This is a genomic window from Polyangium sp. 6x1, assembly GCF_029946515.1.
Taxonomy (GTDB): Bacteria; Myxococcota_A; Polyangia; order Polyangiales; family Polyangiaceae; genus Polyangium.
Window position 1 is genome coordinate 1 of sequence record NZ_JARZHH010000034.1, and the last position, 21,436, is coordinate 21,436.

The following is a 21,436-nucleotide window of genomic DNA, read 5'->3' on the forward strand; positions in this document are numbered from 1 at the left end:
GGGGGCGCGGAGGTGAGCAGCAGCGCCGGCGCCAGCTCCGGCTCCGGCATGGGCGGCATGGGCGGCGCGGGGGGCGCGGGGGGCGCCGGGGGCGGGGGCGGGGGCGGGGGCGGGGGCGGGGCCCCGCAGTGCACGATCGCCTTGCAGGACGATTTCGACGACGGGATGACAAATTCGGCGAAATGGTCGAACTACGCGGAAGGCGCCGGCACGTCGATCGCCGAGTCCGGGGGCAACCTGGTCGCGACGATCGGGGCCGGGGCCGTCGGGTACGCGGTGCATTACTCGACCGAGGCGTACGACATTTCGAATTGCGCCGTGTTCGTCCAGGTGCTGGAGGTCCCGAACCCGACCCTCCAAGCTTTTGCATCGCTCCAGATCGGCACGGAGCTCGATAACGCGATCGAGATCGTTTCCTACCAGGGGACGCTGTACTTCCACAAGATTCTCGCCGGCAGCTTCACCGATGTGGGGTTCCTCGATTACGATCCCCAAGAGCACGCGTTCTGGCGCATTCGCCAGCAGGACGGGACGACGTTCTGGGAGACGTCGCCCGACGCGCAGCAATGGACGGTGCAGGCGAGCGCGCCGAACCCGCTGCCCCCCGGAGATCTGTACGTGGCCCTGGTCGGAGGAATCGACGAGGCGGCGCCAAACCCAGGCCGGGGGCGCTTCGACAATCTCAACATCCTGCCCTGACGCGGGCAGGTTTTCTGCGCCTCACTGCGATTCGACGCTGATCACGTTGCCCCTCGCGTCCTCGGCCACGGCCCGGACGCGGAGCAATCCGCTCGTCACGGTGCCGACGAGCCCCGTGAACGTGAAATCGATCTCGTAGGAGGGCATCGTGTTGTTGTATTTTTGCGGGCGCACGAGGATGCCCTCGTTGTTCGGGTCGTCGATGACGACGTCGGATTCGCTCGACGTATAGGTGCGATTCCAGGCCTCGATGTCGTAGTCCCGCTGGGAGAGGGGCACGAGGTCCTCGAGGATCTTGCCCGCGTCGGCCTCGAACGTGGCGACGGAGACGCGGCGGAGATCGAGCTCGCCCGCGGGGATACGCACCGTGATCGTGACCTTCGGCTCGAGGGGATTCGTCATGTCCACCTTGCCGATCTCCAGCGTGGGCGCGCCTTTGTCGGCGTAGGGCAGGACGTCGAGCGGGTGGACGCAGTCCGCCTTGTTGTCGCCGGGCTTGCGAATCTCGAAATGCAGGTGCGCGAAGCCATTCGAGGCCTTGCCGCTCTGCGCGATGACCTCGCCCGCGTCGACGCTGTCCCCGACGTCGACGTCGACCTCGGAGCAATGCACGTACGTGCTGAAGTAGCCGCCGTGATCGATCTTCACGAGCATTCCGCCGGCGCTCGTATTTTCCTGAATCTCGCTGACCCGGCCGGCGGCGATGGAGGAGATGTCCGTGCCCTCGGGGACGGCCATGTCGATGCCCCGATGAAAGTCGTAGACGTCGTCGTCCGTACGGACACGGGGGCCAAAGGTGGATGAGAGCGGAAAATCACCGTCCGTCGCGCCGCTGATCGGCCAGACGACAGGTCCGTCAGCGCCGCAGCCGGCGAGGACGAGCGCGCTTGCAGAAACGAGGATGGACGTACCCCGCAGCCATAAGAATTTCATGATTGTATGATATCATTCGTCACCGGCTGCGGGAGGGAAATGCGCTTCCCAGGGCCGGCCGTTCAGGGCAACGCGACGCCCTGGGGCAGCTCTGCGCGAAAATTCGGCGCAAGCAGATCCCGCGCGAGCTGGACCTCGACGAGATCGAGGACCGGGCTATCCGCGACTTTGCGCAAACGCTCCTGCGCCGCCGGATCCCCCGACGCGCGGCGTGCCATGGCCGTGTAAAACTCCGCCTCGACTCGCTGCGCCGGGTTCTGCGCAGACGCAAAGAGGGCCTCGTCCGTCATGCGCCCGAGCGCCCACTGCGCGAGCTTGACGACCCACGCGTCACGATCGCCGTTCGTCGCGAGCGCACGCGTGGCCGTGTCGTCCGGCGCCGCCTTGAGCTCCCGTTCGAGGAGCAAGAGCCATAGGCCGCCGTAAATGCGCTCTTCCTGATCGACGTCGGCGTCGAGGCCCTGGCGGACGGCCGCGCGCGCCGCGTCGAGGTCGCGACGCACGAGCGCGCGCGAGGTGACTTGCAGGATGGTGGCGCCGAGCGCAGGGCGATCGGTGGCCGCGACCGCGAGGGCCCGATCGGACGCGCGTCGCGTGGCCTTGGCGTCGCCGTACGCCTCGAGGACGCGGGCGAGCAAGCTCTCGGCCCGCGAGCGCGTCCCCACGTCGCCGCGCTGCTTCTGCGAGGCGAGCGCGGCCGAGAGCGCCTCGGCGAGCTCGGCCTTCGCCGGGCCTTCGGCCCCGAGGTCGCGCTGAATCTCGAACGCGAGCAGGTGCGCCTCGGCGAGGTCGGCGAGCGCGACGCGCGCGTCGGGCGCAGCGAACGCGCGGCGCAGGTTGTCGAGCGCGGCCGCGGAATCCTTGGCCTGACGATCGGCGCGCGCGACGCGCACCCACGCGGCGACCGAGGGATCGCCCTTCGCGGCGGCCACGAAGAGCGGGCGCGCCGCGGTGAGGTCGCCGCTGCGCACCTCGACGGAGGCCATGAGCAAGCGCAGGCGCGCCGGCGTGGGTTCGAGGGCGGCCTGCGCGATCTCCGGGCGATCGGCGGCCGCGAGGATCGGCGCCGCGGCGCGGAAGGTGCGGCGAACGGCGTCGACGTCGCCCGCGTCGGCGTCGGTGGCCATGGCCTCGTAGACGATGCGGTTCGCGGCCGCGACGAACCTCGCGCTCGGCTGCGCGCCGAGCGCGCCCGCGAGCACGGTCGGCGCGCCCTCGGACATGCCCATGCGAACGAGCTCCTCGGCGAGCAACGCCGCCATGCGGAAGTTCTTCGGGTCCTTGCGGTACGCTTCGAGCACGCTGCCCCAGACGCCCGCCTCGACGAGGCGCGGATCGAGCCGCTCTTCGCGTTCGTCCTCGTCCTCGCCCGTCGGCGCGCCCTCGCTCGCGAACGCCGCGGCGACCATCTCCCACGCCTGCGCGTCGCCGTCCTCGGAGGCGACCATGAGGCTTCTGCGAAGCGAAGGCTCGGTGATGAGCCGGACCTCGGAGCTCTCGATGCGCGATAACGCGCCCTGCGCGTCGCCGTGGCGGATGAAGATCGACGCGAGCATGACCGCGCCCGTCTCGATGGAGCGCGCGGCTTCCATGGCCTCGGCGCGCTCGGGTCGCTTGCCCGTCTGCCGGAAGATGCGGTTGATCTCGATGCCACGATTGACCCACGCCTCGATCGCGTTCGCCGCGGCGTCGAGCGTCTCGCCGGAGGGGTCGACCATCGCGCGCGCGGCCAGGTAACGCGCCTCGGCGCCGAGCCGCACGCCGGGGCTGCCCGCGTGCGTGTCGCCCATCCAGCGCTCGAGGTTCGAGAGGTGCTCGTCGAGCTCGGCGCGGCCGGGCGCTTCCTTGCCGAGCGCCGCGGCGCGCATGCGCATGAGTGCGTGCACGCGGCCCTCGTCGCCGAGGTTCGAGAGGTAGCGGATCGCGCCGTCGAGCGCGCGCGCGCCGGCCGGATCGACCATCGCGCCTTGGCCTTCGCCGACGCGGACGAGGTAGAGCGCGCCCATCACGCTCGCGGTCCCTCGCTCGGGCTCGCCGAGCGCGAAGCGTCGCTCGGCGTGGGCGAGCTGGCGGCGCACGACGCCCGCGACGGTGCCGAGCCGCTCGGGCGTGCGTGAGCCGTCCGAGAGGACACGCGCGAGCGTCGCGGCGAAGTCCGCGTCCTGGACGTCGGCGGGTTTGATCGGGCCCTCGACGACCTGCACGGGGGTCTTCGTGGGCTTCACCGAAGTCCCGCAGCCCGCGGCGCCGGCGGCGAGGAGCGAGGCGAGGATGGCTCGGGCGAACGCGCGCGCGCGGGGCGTAGATCTCGAAGGCATCTTCGCGGAGTGTACACGGCGGGCGCGAACCTGCACGAGGCGACGAGGGCCCCTCGCCGCAGAAGCAGGCTCGAAACCGGCGTAGACGAACCGAGCTCGGAGCGCTTACGTCTTCGTGTTCGGCTTGTGCCCGAGCAGCTTGCCGGCGAGCTCGTCGCCAAGCTCGTTCGCCATGAGCTTCTCGACGATCGACTCGGTCTCGCGCCGCTCGTTCTCGCCGTTGTACTGGAACTCGATGCCCATGCCGGCGGGCGAGTCGGGCGTGGCGTCGACGGGGCGCACGATCCACTTGACCCGCCCGCGGAGGCGCAGGGGCTCGGCCAGGTTCTTGATGCTGAGCGCGAAGACGAACTCGGTGTTCACGTCGAGGGGCCGATCCGTGCGGATGAACGTGCCGCCCTTCGAGATGTTGCGCGTGTAGTCGGCGAAGAACGTGTTGAGGCGCTTGTACTCGACGTTCAGCTCGATGGCCGCGCGGCCTCCGGTGGTTCGCCGGTCGCTCACGGGAGTAACCTATCCCCAACGTCGCGAGACTACAATCCGGGCATGCACTGGAAGGAGAGGCTCTCCTCGCTCAAGCGGGCCGCCGAGGACGTGGTGTTCGGGGCGCGGACCGTAGGCCGCGTCGCGATCCAGACCAAGATGCCGAGCCACGTCCACTGGGCCGGGCTCGAAGCCGCCGCGCGCGAGCTCGTGCGGACCCGCAAGGCCGCGCCGCCGCTGCTCTTTCACTTCATGGCGCACAACGATCCCCACACCGTGGGCCTCGTCGGGCTCCACGCGCTGCCGAGCGGCAGGCTCGTCGAGGAGCGCGCGTACTCGTTCGCCGAGATGAACGAGCGGCTGGAGAGGATCGCCGCGGGGCTCGCCGAGCGAGGCGTTCGGCCGGGCGATCGGATCGCGCTGATGGTCAAGAACCGGCCGGAGTTCGTGCTGCTGCAGATCGCCGCCGGGAAGCTCGGGTGTGGCGCGGTGAGCTGTTCGTACCGGTCGACGCCGAACGAGCTCGAGTACGTGGCGACGCACTCGGGCGCGCGCGCGTTGTTCTTCGACGTGGACGTCGCCGACGCGGTGCGCGAGGTGGCGCCGAGGCTCACGCAGATCGGCGCGGAGCGGTGTTTTTCGGTGGGCGGCGCGGCCGAGCCGTTCCCGACGCTCGAAGCGCTGGTCGCGTCGGCGAAGGGGCCGCCGCCGAGGCCCGGAGACGAGCCCGCGGTGGTGATGTACACGTCGGGCACGACGGGCAAACCGAAGGGCGCCGTGCGGCAGTTCGCGAAGGGCGCGACGAGCGCGGCGCTCGCGTTCATCGGGGAGACGCCGATGCAGGTGGGCGAGGTGCACCTCGCGGTGTGCCCGCTCTATCACGCGACGGCGTTCGGGTTCCTCACGATGTCGTACCTCGTCGGCAGCACGGTGATCGTGCTGCGCGACTTCCGGCCCGAGTCGTTCCTCGAAGCGATCGAGCGCTACCGCGTGACCACGACGGCCGTGGTGCCGACGATGCTGCATCGGATCGTGGAGCTCGGGGAGGAGAGGATCCGGCGCTACGACACGTCGTCGCTGAAGGCGATCTTCACGGGCGGCGCGGCGATCTCGGTCCCGCTCGCGAACGAGGTGCTCAGGATCTTTGGGGACAAACTGTTCAACTTCTACGGCGCGACGGAGACGGGCGTGGTGACGCTCGCGAAGCCGGCGGATCTGCGCGCGGCGCCGGGCACGATCGGACGCGTGATCCCGGGCGCGGAGGTGCGGCTCTACGACGAGAGAGGGCGCATCTGCGGCCCCGGCGAGGTGGGCGAGCTCTACGCGCGGAGCGGGCAGCTCTTCGCGGGTTATCACGCCGACGACGCGGGCACGCGCGACGCGATGCGCGACGGGTTCTTCTCGGTCGGCGACCTCGCGCGCAGGGACGAGCGCGGCTACTTCTTCCTCGAAGGCCGCAAGCGCGACATGATCATCTCGGGCGGCGTGAACGTGTATCCGGCCGAGGTGGAGGGCGTGCTGCACGATCATCCAGCGGTCGCGGAGGTCGCGATCGTGGGCGTCCCGGACGAAGCGTGGGGCGAGCGGGTGCGCGCGTTCGTGGTGCTCAGGGCGGGCGCGAGCGTCGCGCCGAAGGAGCTCGAAGCGTTCGCGCGCGCTCGGCTGTCGGGCGCGAAGGTGCCGCGCGAGTTCGTGTTCGTTCCGTCCTTGCCGCGCAACCCGACAGGCAAGGTGCTGAAGCGCGAGCTGCGCGCCATGGCCCTGTGACGAGCGCGGAGGATTGGTGTAGGACGGCTCCATGGTCCTCCGCGTTGGCTTGCTCGTCGGACGTGAGCGCTCGTTTCCCGATGCCCTGATCGCCGAGGTCGCGCGGCGCGACGCAGGCGTCGTGGCGAGTTACGCCGAGCTCGACATCACCTCGATCGATCGGCCGCCGCCGTACGACGTGCTCGTCGATCGCATCTCGCACGAGGTGACGTGTTACCAGCCCGTGCTGAAGCTCGCGGTGCTGAACGGCACGCGCGTGGTGAACAACCCGTTCTGGCGGATCGCCGACGACAAACTCTTCGGGACGGCGCTCGCCGCGCGGCTCGGCGTGCGCGTGCCGAGGACCGTGGTCCTGCCGTCGAAGTCGTACGGCGAGGGTGTGTCGAGCCAGACGCTCTGCAACCTGCGCTTCCCGCTCGACTGGGAAGGCGCGGCGCGCGAGCTCGGCTTTCCGATGTTCATCAAGCCGCACTGGGGCGGAGGCTTCCGTGACGTCTACCGCGTGAGCTCGCTCGAGGAGCTCTGGCAGGCCTACGATCGGACGGGGACGCTCACGATGATCGCGCAGGAGGCGATCCCGTGGTCGCAGTACGTGCGGTGCATCGTGATCGGCAAGGAGCACGTGCGGCCCGCGCTCTGGGATCCGCGGCTCGGTCACTTCGACAGGTACGTGCGCGCGAGCGAGACGATGCCCGCGCTCGAACCCGCGCTGCTCGCGCGGTGCGTGGAGGACGCTCGCTCGCTCTGTCGCGCGCTCGGCTACGACATGAACACGGTCGAGCTCGCGATCCGCGACGGCGTGCCGTACGCGATCGACTTCATGAACTCGGCGCCCGACTTCGACATCACGTCGCTCGGGCCCGAGCACTTTCCGTGGGTGGTGGAGAAGATGGCCGACCTCGTGATCCGGCTGGCCCAGGAGGGGCCGCCGAAGCCGGCGATGAGCTTCAAGGACGTGATGCGCTGATCACTCGGCGTCGGCGAGCGCCTCGTGCGCGTCGGCCTTCGTGGAGATCGGCCTGCGGGCGCTCGGCGGCGGCGCGAGGCGCTTGCGCTTGATCATCTCGACGAGCGTCGTGCGATTCAGGCCGAGCAGGCGCGAGGCGCGGTTCTTGTTCCAGCCCGTGCGCTCGAGCGCCTGGAGGATCATGCGCGTCTCGAACTCCTCGACCGCGGCGCGCAGATCGAGCCCCTGCACGGGCAGGGCGCCGAGCAGGAGCGGCGCGGCTTGCGCCTGCGCGCTGCGGATCTCCTCGGGCAGATCCGAGACGGTGACGTAAGGTCCTTCGGCAAACCCGACCGCCTGCTCGATCGCGCGATCGAGGCCGCGCACATGATCGACGAACGCGTGCTCTTCGAGCCGCGCGATCGCCTCGGGGGAGATGCCGCGCAGATCGCTCCGGCGGGCGCGCGTCGTGTGGAGGTCGAAGAAGTGCTGGATGAGCAGGGGCCGGTCGTCGGCGCGCTCTTGCAGGGTCGGCAGATGGACCGTGGTCGCGGTGAAGAGCGCGCAGAGCGCGGCGTGACAGCTGGAAGGATCGAGCGGGCGCTCGGCGGTCGCGATGAGGCGCGTGTCGCCGCGGTTCGAGATCGCGGCGAGCTCTTCGGCGAGGCCTTCGGGGAGGCGATCGATCCCGACGACGACGAGCGTCCCGCCGCGGGCGCTCTCGGCGGCGGTGCGGAGCGCGGCGTCGTCGATGGGCGCGCCCTCGTCGGAGAGCACGACGAGCGGGCCCTGGGCCGCCGTTTCGTGGAGGACCCGGGCGAAGAAGCGCTTGCCGGTGCCGGGCTCGCCGACGAAGAGCATCGGCGCGCGGGACATCGTGAGGCCTCCGATCATGCGGACGACCTCCTCGATCGCGGCGCTCTGCCCGACGACGCGGGATCCCATGGAGACGAGCGCCTGGCGCACGGCGCGGGTCTGCGAAGAGGGCTGGGTTTCGTGGTTGTGCTGGTCCAGCGTGGCCGTCGACATGTCAGGAACTCCCCGATGCTGAAGTCAGGTCCGGAATGGACATCAGCAAGCGACATGCCAGCCAAGGAATTGGCGAAGTTTCGCAGATTTACATCGGATGGGGGGGTCGTGGCAGACCCACGCTTGATTTTGTAAGCTACCGAAATGACGTGTGTGTCGATCCTATGACGTTCCGTCAGGAGGGTCGTGTGTGACCCATGGGGGTCAGCCCCGACCCCCCTTGCGAACGCGCCGGACGAAGGCCGCGACGCCGGCGAGGGCGGCGAGGGCGAGGCCACCCGAGGCGGGCGTGGGCGCGTCGCCGCCCGCGGCGCGGCAGGCGCAGCCGCTCTCCTGCGAGATGTCCTGCGACGGAGCCACGGGGCCGCCGAAGCCGACGCCCTTCAAGACGATCTCCTGCACCGGGTCGTTCGGGTCGTTCGAGGCGATGAACAACGTCGCCTCGAAGGGGCCGTTTTTCCTGGGCATGAAGCGCACGGCCGTATCCGCCGTGACGCCCGGCTCGATGTCGAGGCTCGGATCCCACGCGGGGAAGAGCTCGGGGCTGCTCGACACGATCGTGACCTTCGCGCGCGCCTCGCCCGCATTCCACAAGCTGAAGCTCTCGAGGCTCTTCTGGCCGACCTCGATCTCGCCGAAATCGATCTCGGTCTTCGGCAGCACGACGTCGGGCAGCGGGACGTGCACGCGTTGCTTGGGGAACGACCACTGCGTCTCGGTGATCGGGAACGAGATCGGGATGTCGACGAGGTCGAACGCGAAGTTCTGGCCGAGGATCTCCACCCACATGCCCGGGATGAGGTGGATGATGCCGTCGTAATCGATGTGCCCCTCGGGATGCACGTCGAGGTCGATCGAGGGGCCGTTCAAATACTCGGCCTTCGTCTCGCCGCCCTCCTCGGTGATGTCGCCGCCGGCGACGCTCTTGCCCTCGGCGTTCTCCACGACGATCCGCTCGGTCGTGTACGTCGCGGCGAGCTCCATCTGCACGTCGACCTTGAGGCCGCCGTCCACGAGGACGCTGGGGATGCTGATGATGTCGCTGAGGCCGACCTCGATGATCGTCTGCGGCGTGGTCTTGCTGGCGAGCGTGGCGCCGGGCTTCCAGCCCCACGCGTCGAAGACCTGTTCGCCCTCGACCTGGAAGTCGATCTGCGGGATGTACGGGATGTCGCCGACCCAGTCGTACGGGATGCCGGCGATCTTCACGTGGAGCTGCGCCTGCGCGCCGAGCTCGACGCCGTAGTGATACGAGAGCAAGCCGCCCTCGGGCGCGCCCGGCGCGCGAAGGAGCAGCGCCTCGGGCCAGCTCGTCTCGAGCGCGCCCTTGAGCGAGACGCGCGTGGTCGCATAGACGCCCGCCCAGAGGTGGACCTGAAGCGGCGAGTTCGCCGGGACCCACCCCGTGTCGAAGCTCCATTCGATCGGGAGCGTGTCGCTGTGCGAGAACGCGATCGGGGCGGTCTTGCACCAGTCGGGATCGACGTCGCAATCGACGGCGACGACCTCGGCGCGTGCCGCGCTCGGAAAAACCGCGACCCCGAGGGCGAGGGCTGAGGCCGCGAGGAAATATTTCTTCCAAAGAAAGCGCGTCTTCATGGTCGCGGTGCATTATCGCCGCGATGCGCGGCGAAAGCCATCCGCGAAGCGCGCCGCGCGTCTACCGCGCGCCCGCCATCGCGCCGATGGCGATCGCCACGGCCGCGAGGACGAGCGCGATGAAGACCCACGGTACAGGGCGTCCCGGGCGTTCCGCGGGGGGCTTCGCGATCGGCGCGGGCTTGGGTTCGAGCGCGACGGCCTTCGCGACGGCCGTGCGGAGCTCGAGCTCGGTGTCGCCCATGGCAAGAGCGTCGGCGTCGACGACGGCCGCCGGCGCGATGACGTGATGCCCGTCCCGCGCGGAGGAGAGGGCCTCGGCGAAGGCGCGCGCCGTCTCGTACCGCTCGTCGGGGTTTTTCGCGAGGGCGCGGTGGACGACGGCTTCGAGCGCGGGCGGGATGTCCCGATCGGGGCTCGACGCGCGCGGCGAGGGGACGGGCTCGGTGAGGTGCGCCGTCATGGCCGCGATGGGCGTTTTGCCCGTGTACGGCGCGCGACCGGTGAGCATCTCGAAGAGGAGGACGCCGGCGGCGTAGATGTCGCAGCGATGATCGAGCTCGTCGCCGCGGACCTGCTCGGGCGACATGTACTCGGGCGTGCCGAGGATCATGTTGCGCTCGGTGAGCGAGGTGCCCGAAGGATCGCGGTGCAAGGCCTTTCCGAGGCCGAAGTCGACGACCCAGACGATGGGGACGCGGCCGGTGCCGAGCTCGCCCTGGATGATCACGTTGCCGGGCTTGAGGTCGCGGTGGACGAAGCCACCCGCGTGCGCGGCGCCGAGCGCGGCGCAGATCTGGAGCGTGATCTCCACGGCCTCCTCGATCGAAGGCCGGTGCTTGCGCAAGGTCGCTTCGAGCGAGAGGCCCTCGATGTACTCGAGCACGAGCACGGGCAAGCCGTCGTCCTCGGTGACGTCGAGCAGGCGCACGATGTGGTTGCCTTCGAGCTGCTTCAGGATCGAGGCTTCGCGCGTGAAGCGGTGCGAGAAGAGCGGGTCGAAGCAGAGGCTCCGGTGGATGACCTTCAGCGCGACACGCGCGCCCGTCTCGCCATCCGCAGCGACGTAGACGATGCCGCTCGCGCCCTCGCCGACGACGGACTCGACGGTGTACCGCGAGGCGACGACGGTGCCCGGCGCGAGATACTCGGCGTCGGAGGAGACCGGGGCGCGCGTCTCGCCAGACTCCACGCCTACCGACCTCCCACGGGCGCGCGGCGCGGCGCAGACGGAGCCGCGGACGCGGAGGCAGAAGGGATCACGGCGGGAGGCGGCGCGGCCGCGCCGAGCGTGCTCGCGCTCGTGCAGGCACGAACGATCTTCGGCGAGAGCTCGATCGGGTCGAGGACGAGCGCCGGGTCGGCCTCGCGCCAGGCGAGGCAGGAGGTCTCGGCGAGGCCCTGGGCGTCGAGCGCAACGTAGGCTTCGACGAGGCGCTGGTGGATCTGGGCGAGCTGCGTGCGCGAGAGCTCGCCCGAGCCGAGCATGCGGCTCGCGCGGGCGACGGCGTCGACGTAGCGGCCCGTGCGCACGTCGGCGGCGAGCTGCGGCAGCTCGGTCTCGGCGCGGCGCTGGGCTTCGCGCGCGCGGCCTGCGCCTTCCGAGCGGACGAGCGCGCCGGCGCTCGCGGCGAGGGCCTTTCCTTCGGTCGTGAGCTCGAGCTCGGTGAGCGGCACGAGCACCACGTCGCCGCGCTGGAGCGACTCGCCGCCGAGGCGGTTGTAGCGATCGAGCATCCACGCCTTGTCGCGCTGTCCGAGGAAGCGGTAGGCGACGGTCAGCGTGGAGTCGCCCGGTCCCGCGACGTAACGCAGGTTGTACGGGACGCGGATCTCCTGGCCTTCGGTGGGCTGGATCCAGGGCTTGGCTTCGTTCGCGAAGGCGAGGACGTCGCTGCGCTCGGGGTGGCCGAGCAGCGTGTCGGCGAGCGAGGTCCAGGTCTCGCCGGCGGCGACGCGGTGGTGCCCGACGGACGGGATCTCCAGGCGCATGCCGGGCACGATCGACAGGCCCCTGCCTGCGTCGAGGGAGTTTGCCGCGACGAGGATCTGCTCCATCTCGACGCGGCCGTACACGCGCTCGGCGATCTGGGCGAGCGTCTCGCCGGAGCGGACGACGTGCGGGAACGCGTCGGCGTGCCTGGCCGGAGCGAGCGTGAGGGCGAGCGCGGCCGCCACGCACGCGAGGGGGATCCCCCACGGCCTGCGCTGGCGACCGTGACCTTTGCGAAGCACGCGCCGAGCGTACCAGACGGACGCTGGGTGGCGAACGGTTACACGAACCTTTATACGAGCGGAGGGTATGGGGGCCGACCGGAGCCCGTGGGGCCAGGAGGTGCTCCAGCAGGGACAGGCTCTCCTGCTCCTCGGGATCTTTTGAGCTACCTCGTCAGGACAACGTGCGTGGCCTGGGCCGTGGAGACGTGCTCCGTGCACGTGTAGCCGAGGCGCACCATATCGATGCCGGCGAGGAGGTGCTCGCCCCGGCCGAGGAGCACGGGGGAGATCGCGAGGTGGAGCTCATCGACGAGCCCCGCGGTGAGGTATTGGCGAATGGTGGCGACGCCGCCGCCGAGTCGGACGTCCTTGCCCTGCGCCGCCTCCGTCGCGCGTTTCAGCGCGGCATGGATGCCATCGGTCACGAAATGGAACGTCGTTCCGCCCTCCATCGTAATGGGCGCGCGCGCATGGTGCGTGAGCACGAAGACGGGCACATGGTAGGGCGGGTTTTCCCCCCACCATCCCTTCCAGCCGTCGTCGGACCAGGGGCCACGCATCGGCCCGAACATGTTGCGGCCGAGGATCCAGGCGCCGACGTTCTCGAAGCCGCGCGCGGCGAAATCGTCGTCGACGCCCTCTCGGCCCACCTCGTCGCCGATCAGCGCTCCGGCGAAATCGGCGTGGATCTTCTGGAACGTCCGCGTGCCGAAGACCCATTTGTGCAGCGCGGGGCCGCCAACGCCCAGCGGATGGTCGAGACTCTGGTCGGGACCGGCGCCGTACCCATCGATCGAGATCGAGAATGCGTTCACCCGAAGCCTGGACATGCGCGTACCTCCTCTCGGCACAGACATCACCTGCGCCCGTTGGGACAAACCGTCTTCCGAGGGGGCGACGAACGAGCCAGGGCCGGATCGACACGCCCGCGACTTTTTTTTCGCTTGACGGTCGTCACACGGCGGGAGCGTGAAGGGTGCGCCGAGACACCACGAACGGGTGCGCTCGAGCGTTGGGGATCAAAAGGGGAGCGGACGGGAGCGGGCGGAGCCCCTCACCGTCACGCCAGGAGCTGTTCGAGCAGGGACAGGCTCTCCTGCTCCTCCGGGTCGACGTTGCCGTCGGCCTTGATGATGCGCCGGGCGGCGTCTAGCACCATCTGCCGGTGCGCGCGCGGGATCGTGGCCGGGTCGACCTCCTCGGCGCGCGGCGGCACCTTCAGCCAGCCTTCGACCTGCTTCGCCTCGTCGGGATCGAGGTGGAGCTCTTTGACCATCTTGTGGACGAGGGCGCGCTCCTTGGGCTTGATTTCGAGGTCCGCCCAGGCGAACGAGCACACGAACCGCATCACCTGGAGACGATCCTCGCGGCTCAGGTTCTTCAACATGACGGTACTCTACCAGACCTGGTCAGGGCGGTGGGGGAACGTCTGCAGGCGCGGGTGAGAGCGCGGCGAGCGCTCCGGACGGCCTCCACGCGAGGGCCGCGAGCAAGCAGAGGATCGGCGTGATCACGACGTGATACCGGTCCTCGCCGAAGAAGATCGCGTGCGTGAGCGCCACGGTCCCGACGGCGAAGACGAGGTAGGAGACGGTCGCGTTGCGGGCCGGCGCGCCGGGGAGCGGCAAGGCGCCGAGGAGCACGATCAGCACGGCGAGCGGCCAGAACGGATGCGCGTCGGAGAGGATCCCGTGGAGCACGACGCCGACGACGGCGAGGAGCGCGGCGATCTGCGTGAGGCGCGCGCGGAGCGGCAAACGCCCGAGCGGAGAGGCCACGAGGCCGAGCGCGGCGAGCGCGAGCAGCGCGACGTGCACGGCGGTGAGCACGGCGCGGCCCGTGGCCTTGCGGGGCTCGGGCCAGGCCGCGGGGTTCGCCTCGCCGAGGTAGCCCATCGGGAACGACTCGTGGTCGAAGGTGTGGCCGAGCTTCTTCGGGACGAGCGAGAGCCAGCGGATCGGGTCGTTCGTGATCCAGCGCAAGCCCTCGTCGCGCCAGCATTGATCCTGCTGGACCTGGCCTGTGACGACCTTGCAGCCGTCGCTCGCGCGGAGCGTTTCGAAGCGGCCCGTGGCGCGCGGGGAAGCGCCGATCGCGAGGTTCCACCCGGCATTCGTCGAGACGAACGCGCAGCCGTCCATCACCCGGCAGTTGCGCGCGGTCCAGGGCAGGACGACGAGCACGGCGGTCGTGAGCGCGAGGCCAGCCGTGATCACACTCTTCTTCCACGCTTGGAGGCTACGCCCGGACAAGCCGGGCTGCGCCCCCAAACCCCCGAGCCTCGCGCGGAGCGCGCCGTCGCCGCCGAGGGCGAAGAACCCGAGCGCCGGCGCGCAGAGCAAGCTCTGCGGTCGGACGAGCGTGGCGAGGCCGAGCGTGAGGCCCGCGAGAAGCGCGCCCCGGAGAGGTTTTTCCTTCGCGTCCCGCGCGACGAGCCACCCGGCCGCGACGAGGCCGAGCGCGGCGAGGGGCTCGGTCATCACGAGCGCGGCGTAGACGATGAGGCCGGGATCGAGCGCGCAAAGGAGGCCCGCGGCGCGGGCGCGGTTCTTCGTCGTCGCGTACCGCGCGAGCCTGTGCACGAGCACCGCGACGAGGGCGCCCGTGACGGCGTTGACCACGGGCGCGGTCGCGGGACCTGCGCCGAAGAGGCGGTAGAAGATCGCGAGGAAGCCGCTGTAGCCGACGGGGTAGTGGCACCACGGGTGCCAGACGCGCTGGCCGCCGAGGACGACGTCGTCGGAATAGCCGAGGCCCTCGGCGATGCGGCGCGCGCCGAAGTCGTAGTAGTGCCCGTCCCACACCGGCTCGCGGGCCCAGGCGATGGCGACGTAGAGGCGCGGCAGGAGCGCCAGCACGAAGAGGGCGGCCGAAAAAAGCCGGTCCCTTGCTTCGTCCGCAGGCTTATCCACTGCCCCTCGCGCGTCCCAGGGAGAGATCCCGCAGCCTTCGCGAGTACGTCTTCGCGACCTGCGCCGGGTCGAGCTTCAGGAACTTCGCGATCTGCTGGACGAAGCCCTGCACGTACACGAGCGCGGGCAGGTCCCCGAACGACTCGTTCTCGATCGCGACGAGGTGCGCGACGTTGATCTTCGTGCGCTGCGCGATCTCGGTGATCTCGATCCCCTGCGACTCGCGCACCTTGCGGAGGAGCGCGCCCGTGAACTGGGTCTCGGCATTGATCTCCCGCGCGAGCTCGGCCTGGAGCATGGCGAGCTCGGCCATCTGCGCGGCGTTGCTGCTGCGCTGCGGCACCACCGTGGCGGGCGTGTCGTCGGGGAAGGTGGAGAGGTCGTAGGCGCGGCGGCGCACCGGATCGAGCAGCGTGTCGTGCGCCTCTTCGATCCGCGCCTGCACCTGGCGCAAGACTTCGGGCGCGACGACGGAGCAGAGCGGCAGGCTGCCCTCGCGGAAGATCTCGCGCTGGCGCTTCACGGCGCGTCGGATCTCGTCGTCGGCCGCGGTGCGCGGCACGCCGAGGACTTCGTAGAGCGTGGCGGGCAGGGCGGCGGCGCGCTGCTGGGCCGCCGGCGCGCGCGGGGGGAGCGCGCCGCCGCGGGTGCTCTGTGCGGCGAGCAGCGCGAGGATGCGGCGCGCGACACGCTCGATGTTGCGCGCGCTCTTCGAGGTGGGGCTGTCGATGAGCAGCGGCTGCCTGCGCCGCACCGTGAGCCACACCGCGTCGTCGTGCTCGATGTGGCCGAGGTAGTCGAGCGAGATGCCGAGGAAGCGTTCGGCGATCACGGACATGCTCATGCCGAGGTCGAGGTCGGAGCGCAGGCGCGTCTGCCCGACGACGAGGTGCGCCGCGACGCGCAGCATCTCCTCGGCCGCGACCTTGGCGACGCCGTCGTCGTAGCGCTTGATCTCGGCGACGATCGCGGGCGGCGGGGCGAGCGGCGGCAGCGCCGCGATCACGCGCTCGACGAGGCGCAGCTTGAAGCGCTCCTTCGTGAGCGCGCGCCGAAGCACGCGCAGGTAGAGCGCGCGGGCGAAGCGGTAGGTCGTCTCGATCGCGAGCGGCTCGGGTGCCGTCACGCAGATCCCGACGTCGGCCTGGAGGAAGAGATCCAGCGTGGAGGCCGTCGTCGAGGCGCCGAGGTTCAGGAGGACGTAGTCGACGTCGAGCTTCTCGATCTGCCGTGCCCAGTGCGATCCGCGGTTCGGGCGGATCGGCGTCGCGGTCATCGGATCGTAGGCCGTGGGCAAGAGGCGCAGGCCCGGGACGATCGTGCTGACGGGCTTGGCCTTGCCTTCTTCGAGGGCCTCGCTCGTCACGAGCGGCGGCGTCTCCAGGCCGAGCACGCCGTGCAGGTTCGAGCCGAACGGATCGGTGTCGCAGACGACGACCTCGCGGCCGAGCTGGGCGAAGTAGACGCCGAGGTTCACGGTGAGCAGCGTCTTGCCGACGCCGCCGCGCCCGCCTCCGACGGCGATCACCCGCCGCGTGCGTGCGCCCGAGGGCGACTCGATCATGGGCGGCGGCGGGATCGTGGGTGTCAGCCGCTCGTTGTCGTCGTCTCCGGGCACGGGCACGGCGGGACGTGTACCACAGGATCCGACCGATCGGCTCCGAGCGCTTGACCGGGACGCGCTCGCAGGCCGACACTCTCGGGCGCGGGGGTGCCATGTCGACGCCGGACTCGGAGATCGATCGAGCCTACGCCGCTGCGCGGTTCGCGAAGATGACCGATGAAGAGCTGAGCTCGGTCGTCGGCTCTGCGCGCGAGGACTACACGGAAGAGGCCCTGGAGCTCGCCGCCGCGGAGCTGCAAAAGCGAAGCACGAGCGTCTATCGGGGGAAGGTCGATCCGGGGGAGCTCTCGATCGCGCGTCGGGCGCAACAGGACCCGCGCCACGAGTTCTCGTGGTTGAACTACTACCCGGCGCTGCTCGGCATGGGCGGCGTGGGGACCGCGTTCATCGCTGCCCAGGCCTTCTGGGAGGGGAGCAGCAGCCTCATCGTGCTCCTCGTCGCCGCGTTGCGGTGCTCGTTCGTGGTGACGGTCGCCGTCTTGCTCTCGCGGCGGCACGCGTTCGGCTACTACCTCCACTGGGTCCTGCCTGCTGCGGCGATCTTCGTCCCCCACGCGCCGTTCGCGCTGTTCTGGACGGTCGCCAATCAGGTCTACCTCTATCGGAACCGGCGTGTCTTCCTCTCCACCGAAGAGCCCATCCGCCTTCGTTGAGGGCCCGCTCGCCGCCCATCTCGACACGACGCCCGAACCGGGTTAACCGCCTCGCATGGCCAAAGTCCGCCCCTTCCGCGCCTTCCGCCCCCCGCCCTCCTTGGCCCCCGAGGTCGCGAGCCCGCCGTACGACGTCATCTCCACGGCCGAGGCGCGCAAGCTCGCGGAGGGCAACGCGGCGAGCTTCCTGCACGTCTCGCGGCCCGAGATCGACCTCCCCGAAGGCACGGACGAGCACGACGACGCGGTCTACGCCATGGGCGCGAAGAACCTGGCGACCCTCATCGCCGAGGGTGCGCTCGCCCAGGACCCCGAGCCGCACCTCTACCTCTACGCGCAGACCATGGGCGACCACCGGCAGATCGGCGTCGTCGGCTGCGCGGCGGTCTCCGAGTACCTCGCGGACACGATCAAGAAGCACGAGAAGACCCGGGCCGACAAGGAAGACGACCGCACGCGCCACATCGAAGAGCTCTCGGCGCACGACGAGCCCGTCTTCCTCACGTACCGCAAGGACCCGACGATCGACGCGCTCGTCCGTGCGTCGACCGAGGCGCCGCCGATCTACGACTTCACCACGAAGGACGGCGTCGGCCATCGCTTCTGGGTGCTCGGCCGCGACGCCACGCGCGCCCTCGAAGATCGCTTCGAGCAGATCGCGTGTCTCTACGTGGCCGACGGCCACCACCGCAGCGCTGCCGCGGCGCGCGTGCACCAGACGTTCCGCGGCGACGGCCGCGAGCACGACGTCTTCCTCGCCGTCGTCTTCCCGCACGACCAGATGAAGATCATGCCGTACAACCGCGTCGTGCGGGACCTCGAAGGCCGCTCGCCCGAGGCGATCCTCGAGCGCCTCGCGTCCGTGATGCAGGTCGAGCCGCGCCCCGACGGCCTCGCCGCGACGCCGCCCGAGCCGCGCACCTTCGGCGCTTACCTCGCGGGCAAGTGGTACCTCCTCCGCGCCCCGGAGGATTCTGCGCGCGCCGAGGATCCGGTCGCCTCGCTCGACTGCTCGATCGCGCAGGACCTCCTGCTCGGCCCGATCTTCGGCGTGAAGGACCCGCGCCGGGACAAACACGTCGACTTCGTGGGCGGCATCCGCGGCTACGGCGAGCTCGAGCGTCGGGTCGACGCGGGGGATTTCACCTTGGGCTTGCACCTCTACCCGACGCAGATCGAGCAGCTCTTCGCGGTGAGCGACGCGGGCCTGCTCATGCCGCCGAAGAGCACCTGGTTCGAGCCGAAGCTCAGGAGCGGGCTGTTCGTGCACACGTTCTGATGCGCCCGGCTGCTTGCCGAGTGGCCTTTTACGTGGAAACGAGACGCTGACCTCGCCGATGCCCCTCACGCGCCGACAAGCCCTCGCCTCCGGCCTCGCCCTCCTCACGCTCGGCGGTGGCGGCTACATCTTCTGGGCGGCATCTCGTTTCCCGCCGGACACCACGCCCGAGGGCGCCTACCTGCGGATTGCGTTCAACCTCTCGCAGGGCGACGCCCGCACCTGCTTCCATTACCTCGAAGACTCCGCGCAGCACGCCGCCTACAGCATTCGCGATTACCGCAAGAAGGCGAGCGAGCGCATCGCGCAATCCTACCCCGAGCCCGAGCGCACGCGGCTCGTCGACGCATACCGGACGCACGCGACGGCGGAGGACGGGGCGGACGTGTGGGTGGATCTCGCGACGAAAAAGGGATTCGTGACGCGGCTCCGGCGAGATTTGTCGGGAATGGCGAAGGTCGAAATCGTGGGCGAGCGGGCGACGGTGGAGACGGCGCGCGGAACGCGGTACGGGTTTCGGCGTCGCGAGAATGGGATCTGGGGGCTGACGCTGTTCACGGCGGATCTCGTGGCCGAGTCGGAGCGCGCGGCGCGGGATTGGGATATCGTCGATCGCGCGGCGAAGGATTACGAGCGGGGGCGGTAGGCAGGCCCCGTCATTCGTCCTCGACGACGCGAATGGGCAGCCACTTGAACCCGGTCACGCCTGCGTCCTTGAAGATGCGCCAGACCTTGGGGGTGACGAGAAAATCGGGTTGCGAGAGCACGGCCGTCTTCAGATCGCCGTTCCACCGCGCGATACCGAAACGCTCCCACATCCGGTTGACGTCTTGCGCTCCGACGAGATCTTGGGCGTGGTACGCGAGGCGCAAAGGTTCCTTGAGGGAGACGTTGAACTTGCTGCGCCCGCAGGCCTTGCACACCTTGCCCCGTTCGACGCCCGTCGAGCGTGAGGACATCGGGGGCAACGTGTGCGACGCCCACATCTGCCTCCATGACAGCTTGGTCTGCCGCATATCCTTCTGCCTTGCGTACACGCTCCGGAAGGAGAGGCCCGAGAGCCCGGCGTTCTCGAGTGTCTCGGCGAGCCGCTCGTCGACCAGGATCTCGCCATAACTGCCGACGGCGCGAAACTCCCCGAGCTTCGGCATGCTCTCCTGGCTCGTGCCATCGAGCACGTATGCGGAGGTTTGACGTATCCCCGCGCCACACGTCGGGCACGCCGTCGAGATGTCGAAGTCCGTGCCGAACCGAGGGCCTCCGAGGACCTCTACTTCCCACGTGCCGATCGCAATGATGAGGGGTGCCGCTTCGAACTCCTCGTCCGTGTATTCGTCCCAGCGATCCTCGAACCATTGGACCTTGTAGGCGAGGAGGAGCTGGAGCAGGAGGGGCAGGCGGGGATCGTTCGCGTCCAGTCGGACCTCGACGACGGGTCTCCGGATCGGCCATTCTTGTACCTCCGCCACGTCGGGTCCGCAGCCCGAGGGCGAAAGGACGGTCTGCTCCCCACCCGGGACATCGTTGCTATCGAAGTGCAACAGAAACTTGGTTTTCATCGGCTATGTCCTGCAGGGCTTCCGTTTGGATCAGTCCAAGAAATAGTGCTCGATCGCCTTCAGCCAGTGCGGTTTCAATTTGTAGGACTTCTGGTATGCGTCCCAGAGCTTGGCCAGCTCGCGGGGAGGAATGCCTCTCGTAGCATCGCGTAGAGTGGCCGTAAACATACTGTGCTCCTCGCTCGAAAGGATGACCGACGGCCCATCCAGAGGGTCGAGACCGATGCCCTCCATCTTGGCCGTCTCGTAGATATGGTGCGCTTGCCACTTTCGCCCATGCTTCCCGGTGAAGTGCTGCATCACGCGATAGGGCCCGATCACCTCTGCCTTCGCGAGCGCCTGCGTCAGCTCCTCTCCAAACTCCTCCGCCAGGTACTTGGCGGCATCCTCCGACAGATCGCTCACGTCCTTGATGACGACCTTCTCGCCGCGTGCCAAGGCCTCCGACGTCGCCTTCATGAACCTGTTTCCGAGCGCCATCGCGACCGGCGAGAACATCACGGCTGCGGCCGCCGCCTGGAGCCTCGGGTCGTTTGGCCCGTCGGCATTCATCCCGCCGACGATCCCGTATTCCTTCCCGTCGGGCCGATGGAGGTCCTCGTTCATTTGCAGGTTGAAGATCGCCCCCGCGATCACCACCTGCTCCAGGACCGCCCCGGCCCGCGTCTTCTGCTTCCGCGTCGGGCAGCCCTCCTTCGTCTGCTCGCACGACGTGACGGTCAAGGGCTTCCGGTCTTCCGTCTCCACGAGCTGTGGGAGCGCGCCGCCTCGGTCCTGGAGCCCGTGCTCCTTGTCCGCCCACTTCGCCTCCCGTTGCGGCAGGATCGGTTCGCTCGACAAAACACCTTGTCGCGGCAAAACGGGATCTTGCCGCCTCGCCGGAGGCGGCGGGCCCTCCTTCGGCTGCGGGAGGCGATGCTTCTCGACGCGTTTCTCGACGCTGCCCTCGTCGCCCCCGCCTTTGCGTTCCTCGTCGCCGCCGCGCTTGCCGCCCCCTTTGCTCGCGCTCCCGTCCTCCGCTTTTTTCTCCTCTTTCGGCGCATCCTTCGCCGGCGCCGGTTTCGGTCGCGGCGGCGGTGGCGGGCATTTCAGCGTGTTGTACGGGATCGGCAAGACACGGACGCTCTCTGGCGGGGCATAAGGGTCGAAGGTGAACGTGGCGCGCCCTTCGACCTTCCGCGCGAACTCCGCTCGGCTGCGCGTGGTCCACACCGTCGCCGACCCCTCCTCATAGGCCCACTGGGTCAGGCCGGGCGGGACGTCCGGCGGCTTGACGCAGACGCGGAACTCCAGCGCATGCGCGGCCGAGGCGAAGAAGAGAAGCGGCAGCGGCAGCAGGAACGAGGTGAAGACGCCACGGCGCATGGGACCTCCGCGCCGAGGGTACCAGCCCTGCGAGCCCAACTGGAAGCTCCCTT

General features: G+C 69.5%; 18 protein-coding genes and 1 pseudogene. 6 read left to right on the forward strand and 13 right to left on the reverse strand.

The window, feature by feature from the left end:
- Window positions 1-699 (forward strand): annotated as a pseudogene (locus QHF85_RS28065) (hypothetical protein); the annotation flags it as partial.
- Window positions 700-720: 21 nt separating this feature from the next.
- Here QHF85_RS28065 and QHF85_RS28070 read toward each other — a convergent pair.
- From QHF85_RS28070 to QHF85_RS28080, 3 genes are all read right to left on the reverse strand, one after another.
- The gene (locus tag QHF85_RS28070; RefSeq protein WP_281330413.1) at window positions 721-1,632 is read right to left on the reverse strand and encodes a M23 family metallopeptidase; all 912 of its coding nucleotides are present in this window, start codon (window positions 1,630-1,632) and stop codon (window positions 721-723) included.
- A 62-nt stretch (window positions 1,633-1,694) separates the two neighbouring features.
- The gene (locus QHF85_RS28075) at window positions 1,695-3,950 is read right to left on the reverse strand and encodes a hypothetical protein (protein WP_281330414.1); all 2,256 of its coding nucleotides are present in this window, start codon (window positions 3,948-3,950) and stop codon (window positions 1,695-1,697) included.
- Window positions 3,951-4,055: 105 nt separating this feature from the next.
- A complete protein-coding gene (locus QHF85_RS28080; RefSeq protein WP_281330415.1) occupies window positions 4,056-4,454 on the reverse strand; it encodes a TIGR02266 family protein in 399 nt (132 codons plus the stop codon).
- A gap of 42 nt (window positions 4,455-4,496) precedes the next feature.
- Between QHF85_RS28080 and QHF85_RS28085 the strand changes: the two genes are divergently transcribed.
- Both QHF85_RS28085 and QHF85_RS28090 read left to right on the forward strand, forming a co-directional pair.
- A complete protein-coding gene (locus QHF85_RS28085; protein WP_281330416.1) occupies window positions 4,497-6,200 on the forward strand; it encodes an AMP-binding protein in 1,704 nt (567 codons plus the stop codon).
- Between the two features lie 31 nt (window positions 6,201-6,231).
- Window positions 6,232-7,167 carry a hypothetical protein gene (locus QHF85_RS28090; RefSeq protein ID WP_281330417.1) on the forward strand — a complete coding sequence of 312 codons (936 nt, stop codon included), beginning with the start codon at window positions 6,232-6,234 and terminating at the stop codon, window positions 7,165-7,167.
- On the opposite strand, the gene QHF85_RS28095 is transcribed toward QHF85_RS28090, so the two are convergent.
- From QHF85_RS28095 to QHF85_RS28130, 8 genes are all read right to left on the reverse strand, one after another.
- Window positions 7,168-8,175, reverse strand: coding sequence for a helix-turn-helix domain-containing protein (locus QHF85_RS28095; RefSeq protein WP_281330418.1), 1,008 nt, complete (start codon window positions 8,173-8,175; stop codon window positions 7,168-7,170).
- A gap of 204 nt (window positions 8,176-8,379) precedes the next feature.
- On the reverse strand, window positions 8,380-9,774 hold the full coding sequence (locus QHF85_RS28100; RefSeq protein WP_281330419.1) for a DUF1573 domain-containing protein: 1,395 nt from the start codon (window positions 9,772-9,774) through the stop codon (window positions 8,380-8,382).
- 61 nt (window positions 9,775-9,835) lie between these two features.
- Window positions 9,836-10,966 carry a serine/threonine-protein kinase gene (locus QHF85_RS28105; protein WP_281330420.1) on the reverse strand — a complete coding sequence of 377 codons (1,131 nt, stop codon included), beginning with the start codon at window positions 10,964-10,966 and terminating at the stop codon, window positions 9,836-9,838.
- 2 nt (window positions 10,967-10,968) lie between these two features.
- Window positions 10,969-12,009, reverse strand: coding sequence for a LysM domain-containing protein (locus QHF85_RS28110; protein WP_281330421.1), 1,041 nt, complete (start codon window positions 12,007-12,009; stop codon window positions 10,969-10,971).
- A gap of 146 nt (window positions 12,010-12,155) precedes the next feature.
- Window positions 12,156-12,821 (reverse strand): dihydrofolate reductase family protein, encoded by a 666-nt coding sequence (locus QHF85_RS28115; protein WP_281330422.1) that lies wholly within the window; start codon window positions 12,819-12,821, stop codon window positions 12,156-12,158.
- Window positions 12,822-13,051: 230 nt separating this feature from the next.
- Window positions 13,052-13,378, reverse strand: coding sequence for a TerB family tellurite resistance protein (locus QHF85_RS28120; RefSeq protein WP_281330423.1), 327 nt, complete (start codon window positions 13,376-13,378; stop codon window positions 13,052-13,054).
- Between the two features lie 22 nt (window positions 13,379-13,400).
- The gene (locus QHF85_RS28125; RefSeq protein ID WP_281330424.1) at window positions 13,401-14,903 is read right to left on the reverse strand and encodes a glycosyltransferase family 39 protein; all 1,503 of its coding nucleotides are present in this window, start codon (window positions 14,901-14,903) and stop codon (window positions 13,401-13,403) included.
- Entirely contained in the window at window positions 14,896-16,527 is a 1,632-nt protein-coding gene (locus QHF85_RS28130) for a helix-turn-helix domain-containing protein (protein ID WP_281330425.1), read from the reverse strand. Before QHF85_RS28130 ends, QHF85_RS28125 begins: the two co-directional genes overlap by 8 nt.
- 92 nt (window positions 16,528-16,619) lie before the next feature.
- Between QHF85_RS28130 and QHF85_RS28135 the strand changes: the two genes are divergently transcribed.
- The 3 genes from QHF85_RS28135 to QHF85_RS28145 are packed head-to-tail and all read left to right on the forward strand — an operon-like array spanning window position 16,620 to window position 19,105.
- Complete coding sequence (locus QHF85_RS28135) at window positions 16,620-17,180, forward strand: hypothetical protein (RefSeq protein ID WP_281330426.1); 561 nt, start codon at window positions 16,620-16,622, stop codon at window positions 17,178-17,180.
- A gap of 55 nt (window positions 17,181-17,235) precedes the next feature.
- Complete coding sequence (locus tag QHF85_RS28140) at window positions 17,236-18,459, forward strand: DUF1015 family protein (protein WP_281330427.1); 1,224 nt, start codon at window positions 17,236-17,238, stop codon at window positions 18,457-18,459.
- 58 nt (window positions 18,460-18,517) lie between these two features.
- A complete protein-coding gene (locus QHF85_RS28145) occupies window positions 18,518-19,105 on the forward strand; it encodes a hypothetical protein (RefSeq protein ID WP_281330428.1) in 588 nt (195 codons plus the stop codon).
- A 10-nt stretch (window positions 19,106-19,115) separates the two neighbouring features.
- On the opposite strand, the gene QHF85_RS28150 is transcribed toward QHF85_RS28145, so the two are convergent.
- Complete coding sequence (locus QHF85_RS28150) at window positions 19,116-20,018, reverse strand: hypothetical protein (protein ID WP_281330429.1); 903 nt, start codon at window positions 20,016-20,018, stop codon at window positions 19,116-19,118.
- 30 nt (window positions 20,019-20,048) lie between these two features.
- Window positions 20,049-21,383, reverse strand: a complete 1,335-nt coding sequence (locus QHF85_RS28155; RefSeq protein WP_281330430.1) for a hypothetical protein — start codon at window positions 21,381-21,383, stop codon at window positions 20,049-20,051.
- Window positions 21,384-21,436 lie beyond the last annotated feature (53 nt).

Coding starts and splice junctions, on each gene's coding strand:
- QHF85_RS28070 (WP_281330413.1), bottom strand. CDS start 1,632: ATGAAATTCTTATGGCTGCGGGGTACGTCCATCCTCGTTTCTGCAAGC.
- QHF85_RS28075 (WP_281330414.1), bottom strand. CDS start 3,950: ATGCCTTCGAGATCTACGCCCCGCGCGCGCGCGTTCGCCCGAGCCATC.
- QHF85_RS28085 (WP_281330416.1), top strand. CDS start 4,497: ATGCACTGGAAGGAGAGGCTCTCCTCGCTCAAGCGGGCCGCCGAGGAC.
- QHF85_RS28090 (WP_281330417.1), top strand. CDS start 6,232: ATGGTCCTCCGCGTTGGCTTGCTCGTCGGACGTGAGCGCTCGTTTCCC.
- QHF85_RS28095 (WP_281330418.1), bottom strand. CDS start 8,175: ATGTCGACGGCCACGCTGGACCAGCACAACCACGAAACCCAGCCCTCT.
- QHF85_RS28100 (WP_281330419.1), bottom strand. CDS start 9,774: ATGAAGACGCGCTTTCTTTGGAAGAAATATTTCCTCGCGGCCTCAGCC.
- QHF85_RS28115 (WP_281330422.1), bottom strand. CDS start 12,821: ATGTCCAGGCTTCGGGTGAACGCATTCTCGATCTCGATCGATGGGTAC.
- QHF85_RS28120 (WP_281330423.1), bottom strand. CDS start 13,378: ATGTTGAAGAACCTGAGCCGCGAGGATCGTCTCCAGGTGATGCGGTTC.
- QHF85_RS28135 (WP_281330426.1), top strand. CDS start 16,620: ATGTCGACGCCGGACTCGGAGATCGATCGAGCCTACGCCGCTGCGCGG.
- QHF85_RS28140 (WP_281330427.1), top strand. CDS start 17,236: ATGGCCAAAGTCCGCCCCTTCCGCGCCTTCCGCCCCCCGCCCTCCTTG.
- QHF85_RS28145 (WP_281330428.1), top strand. CDS start 18,518: ATGCCCCTCACGCGCCGACAAGCCCTCGCCTCCGGCCTCGCCCTCCTC.
- QHF85_RS28150 (WP_281330429.1), bottom strand. CDS start 20,018: ATGAAAACCAAGTTTCTGTTGCACTTCGATAGCAACGATGTCCCGGGT.
- QHF85_RS28155 (WP_281330430.1), bottom strand. CDS start 21,383: ATGCGCCGTGGCGTCTTCACCTCGTTCCTGCTGCCGCTGCCGCTTCTC.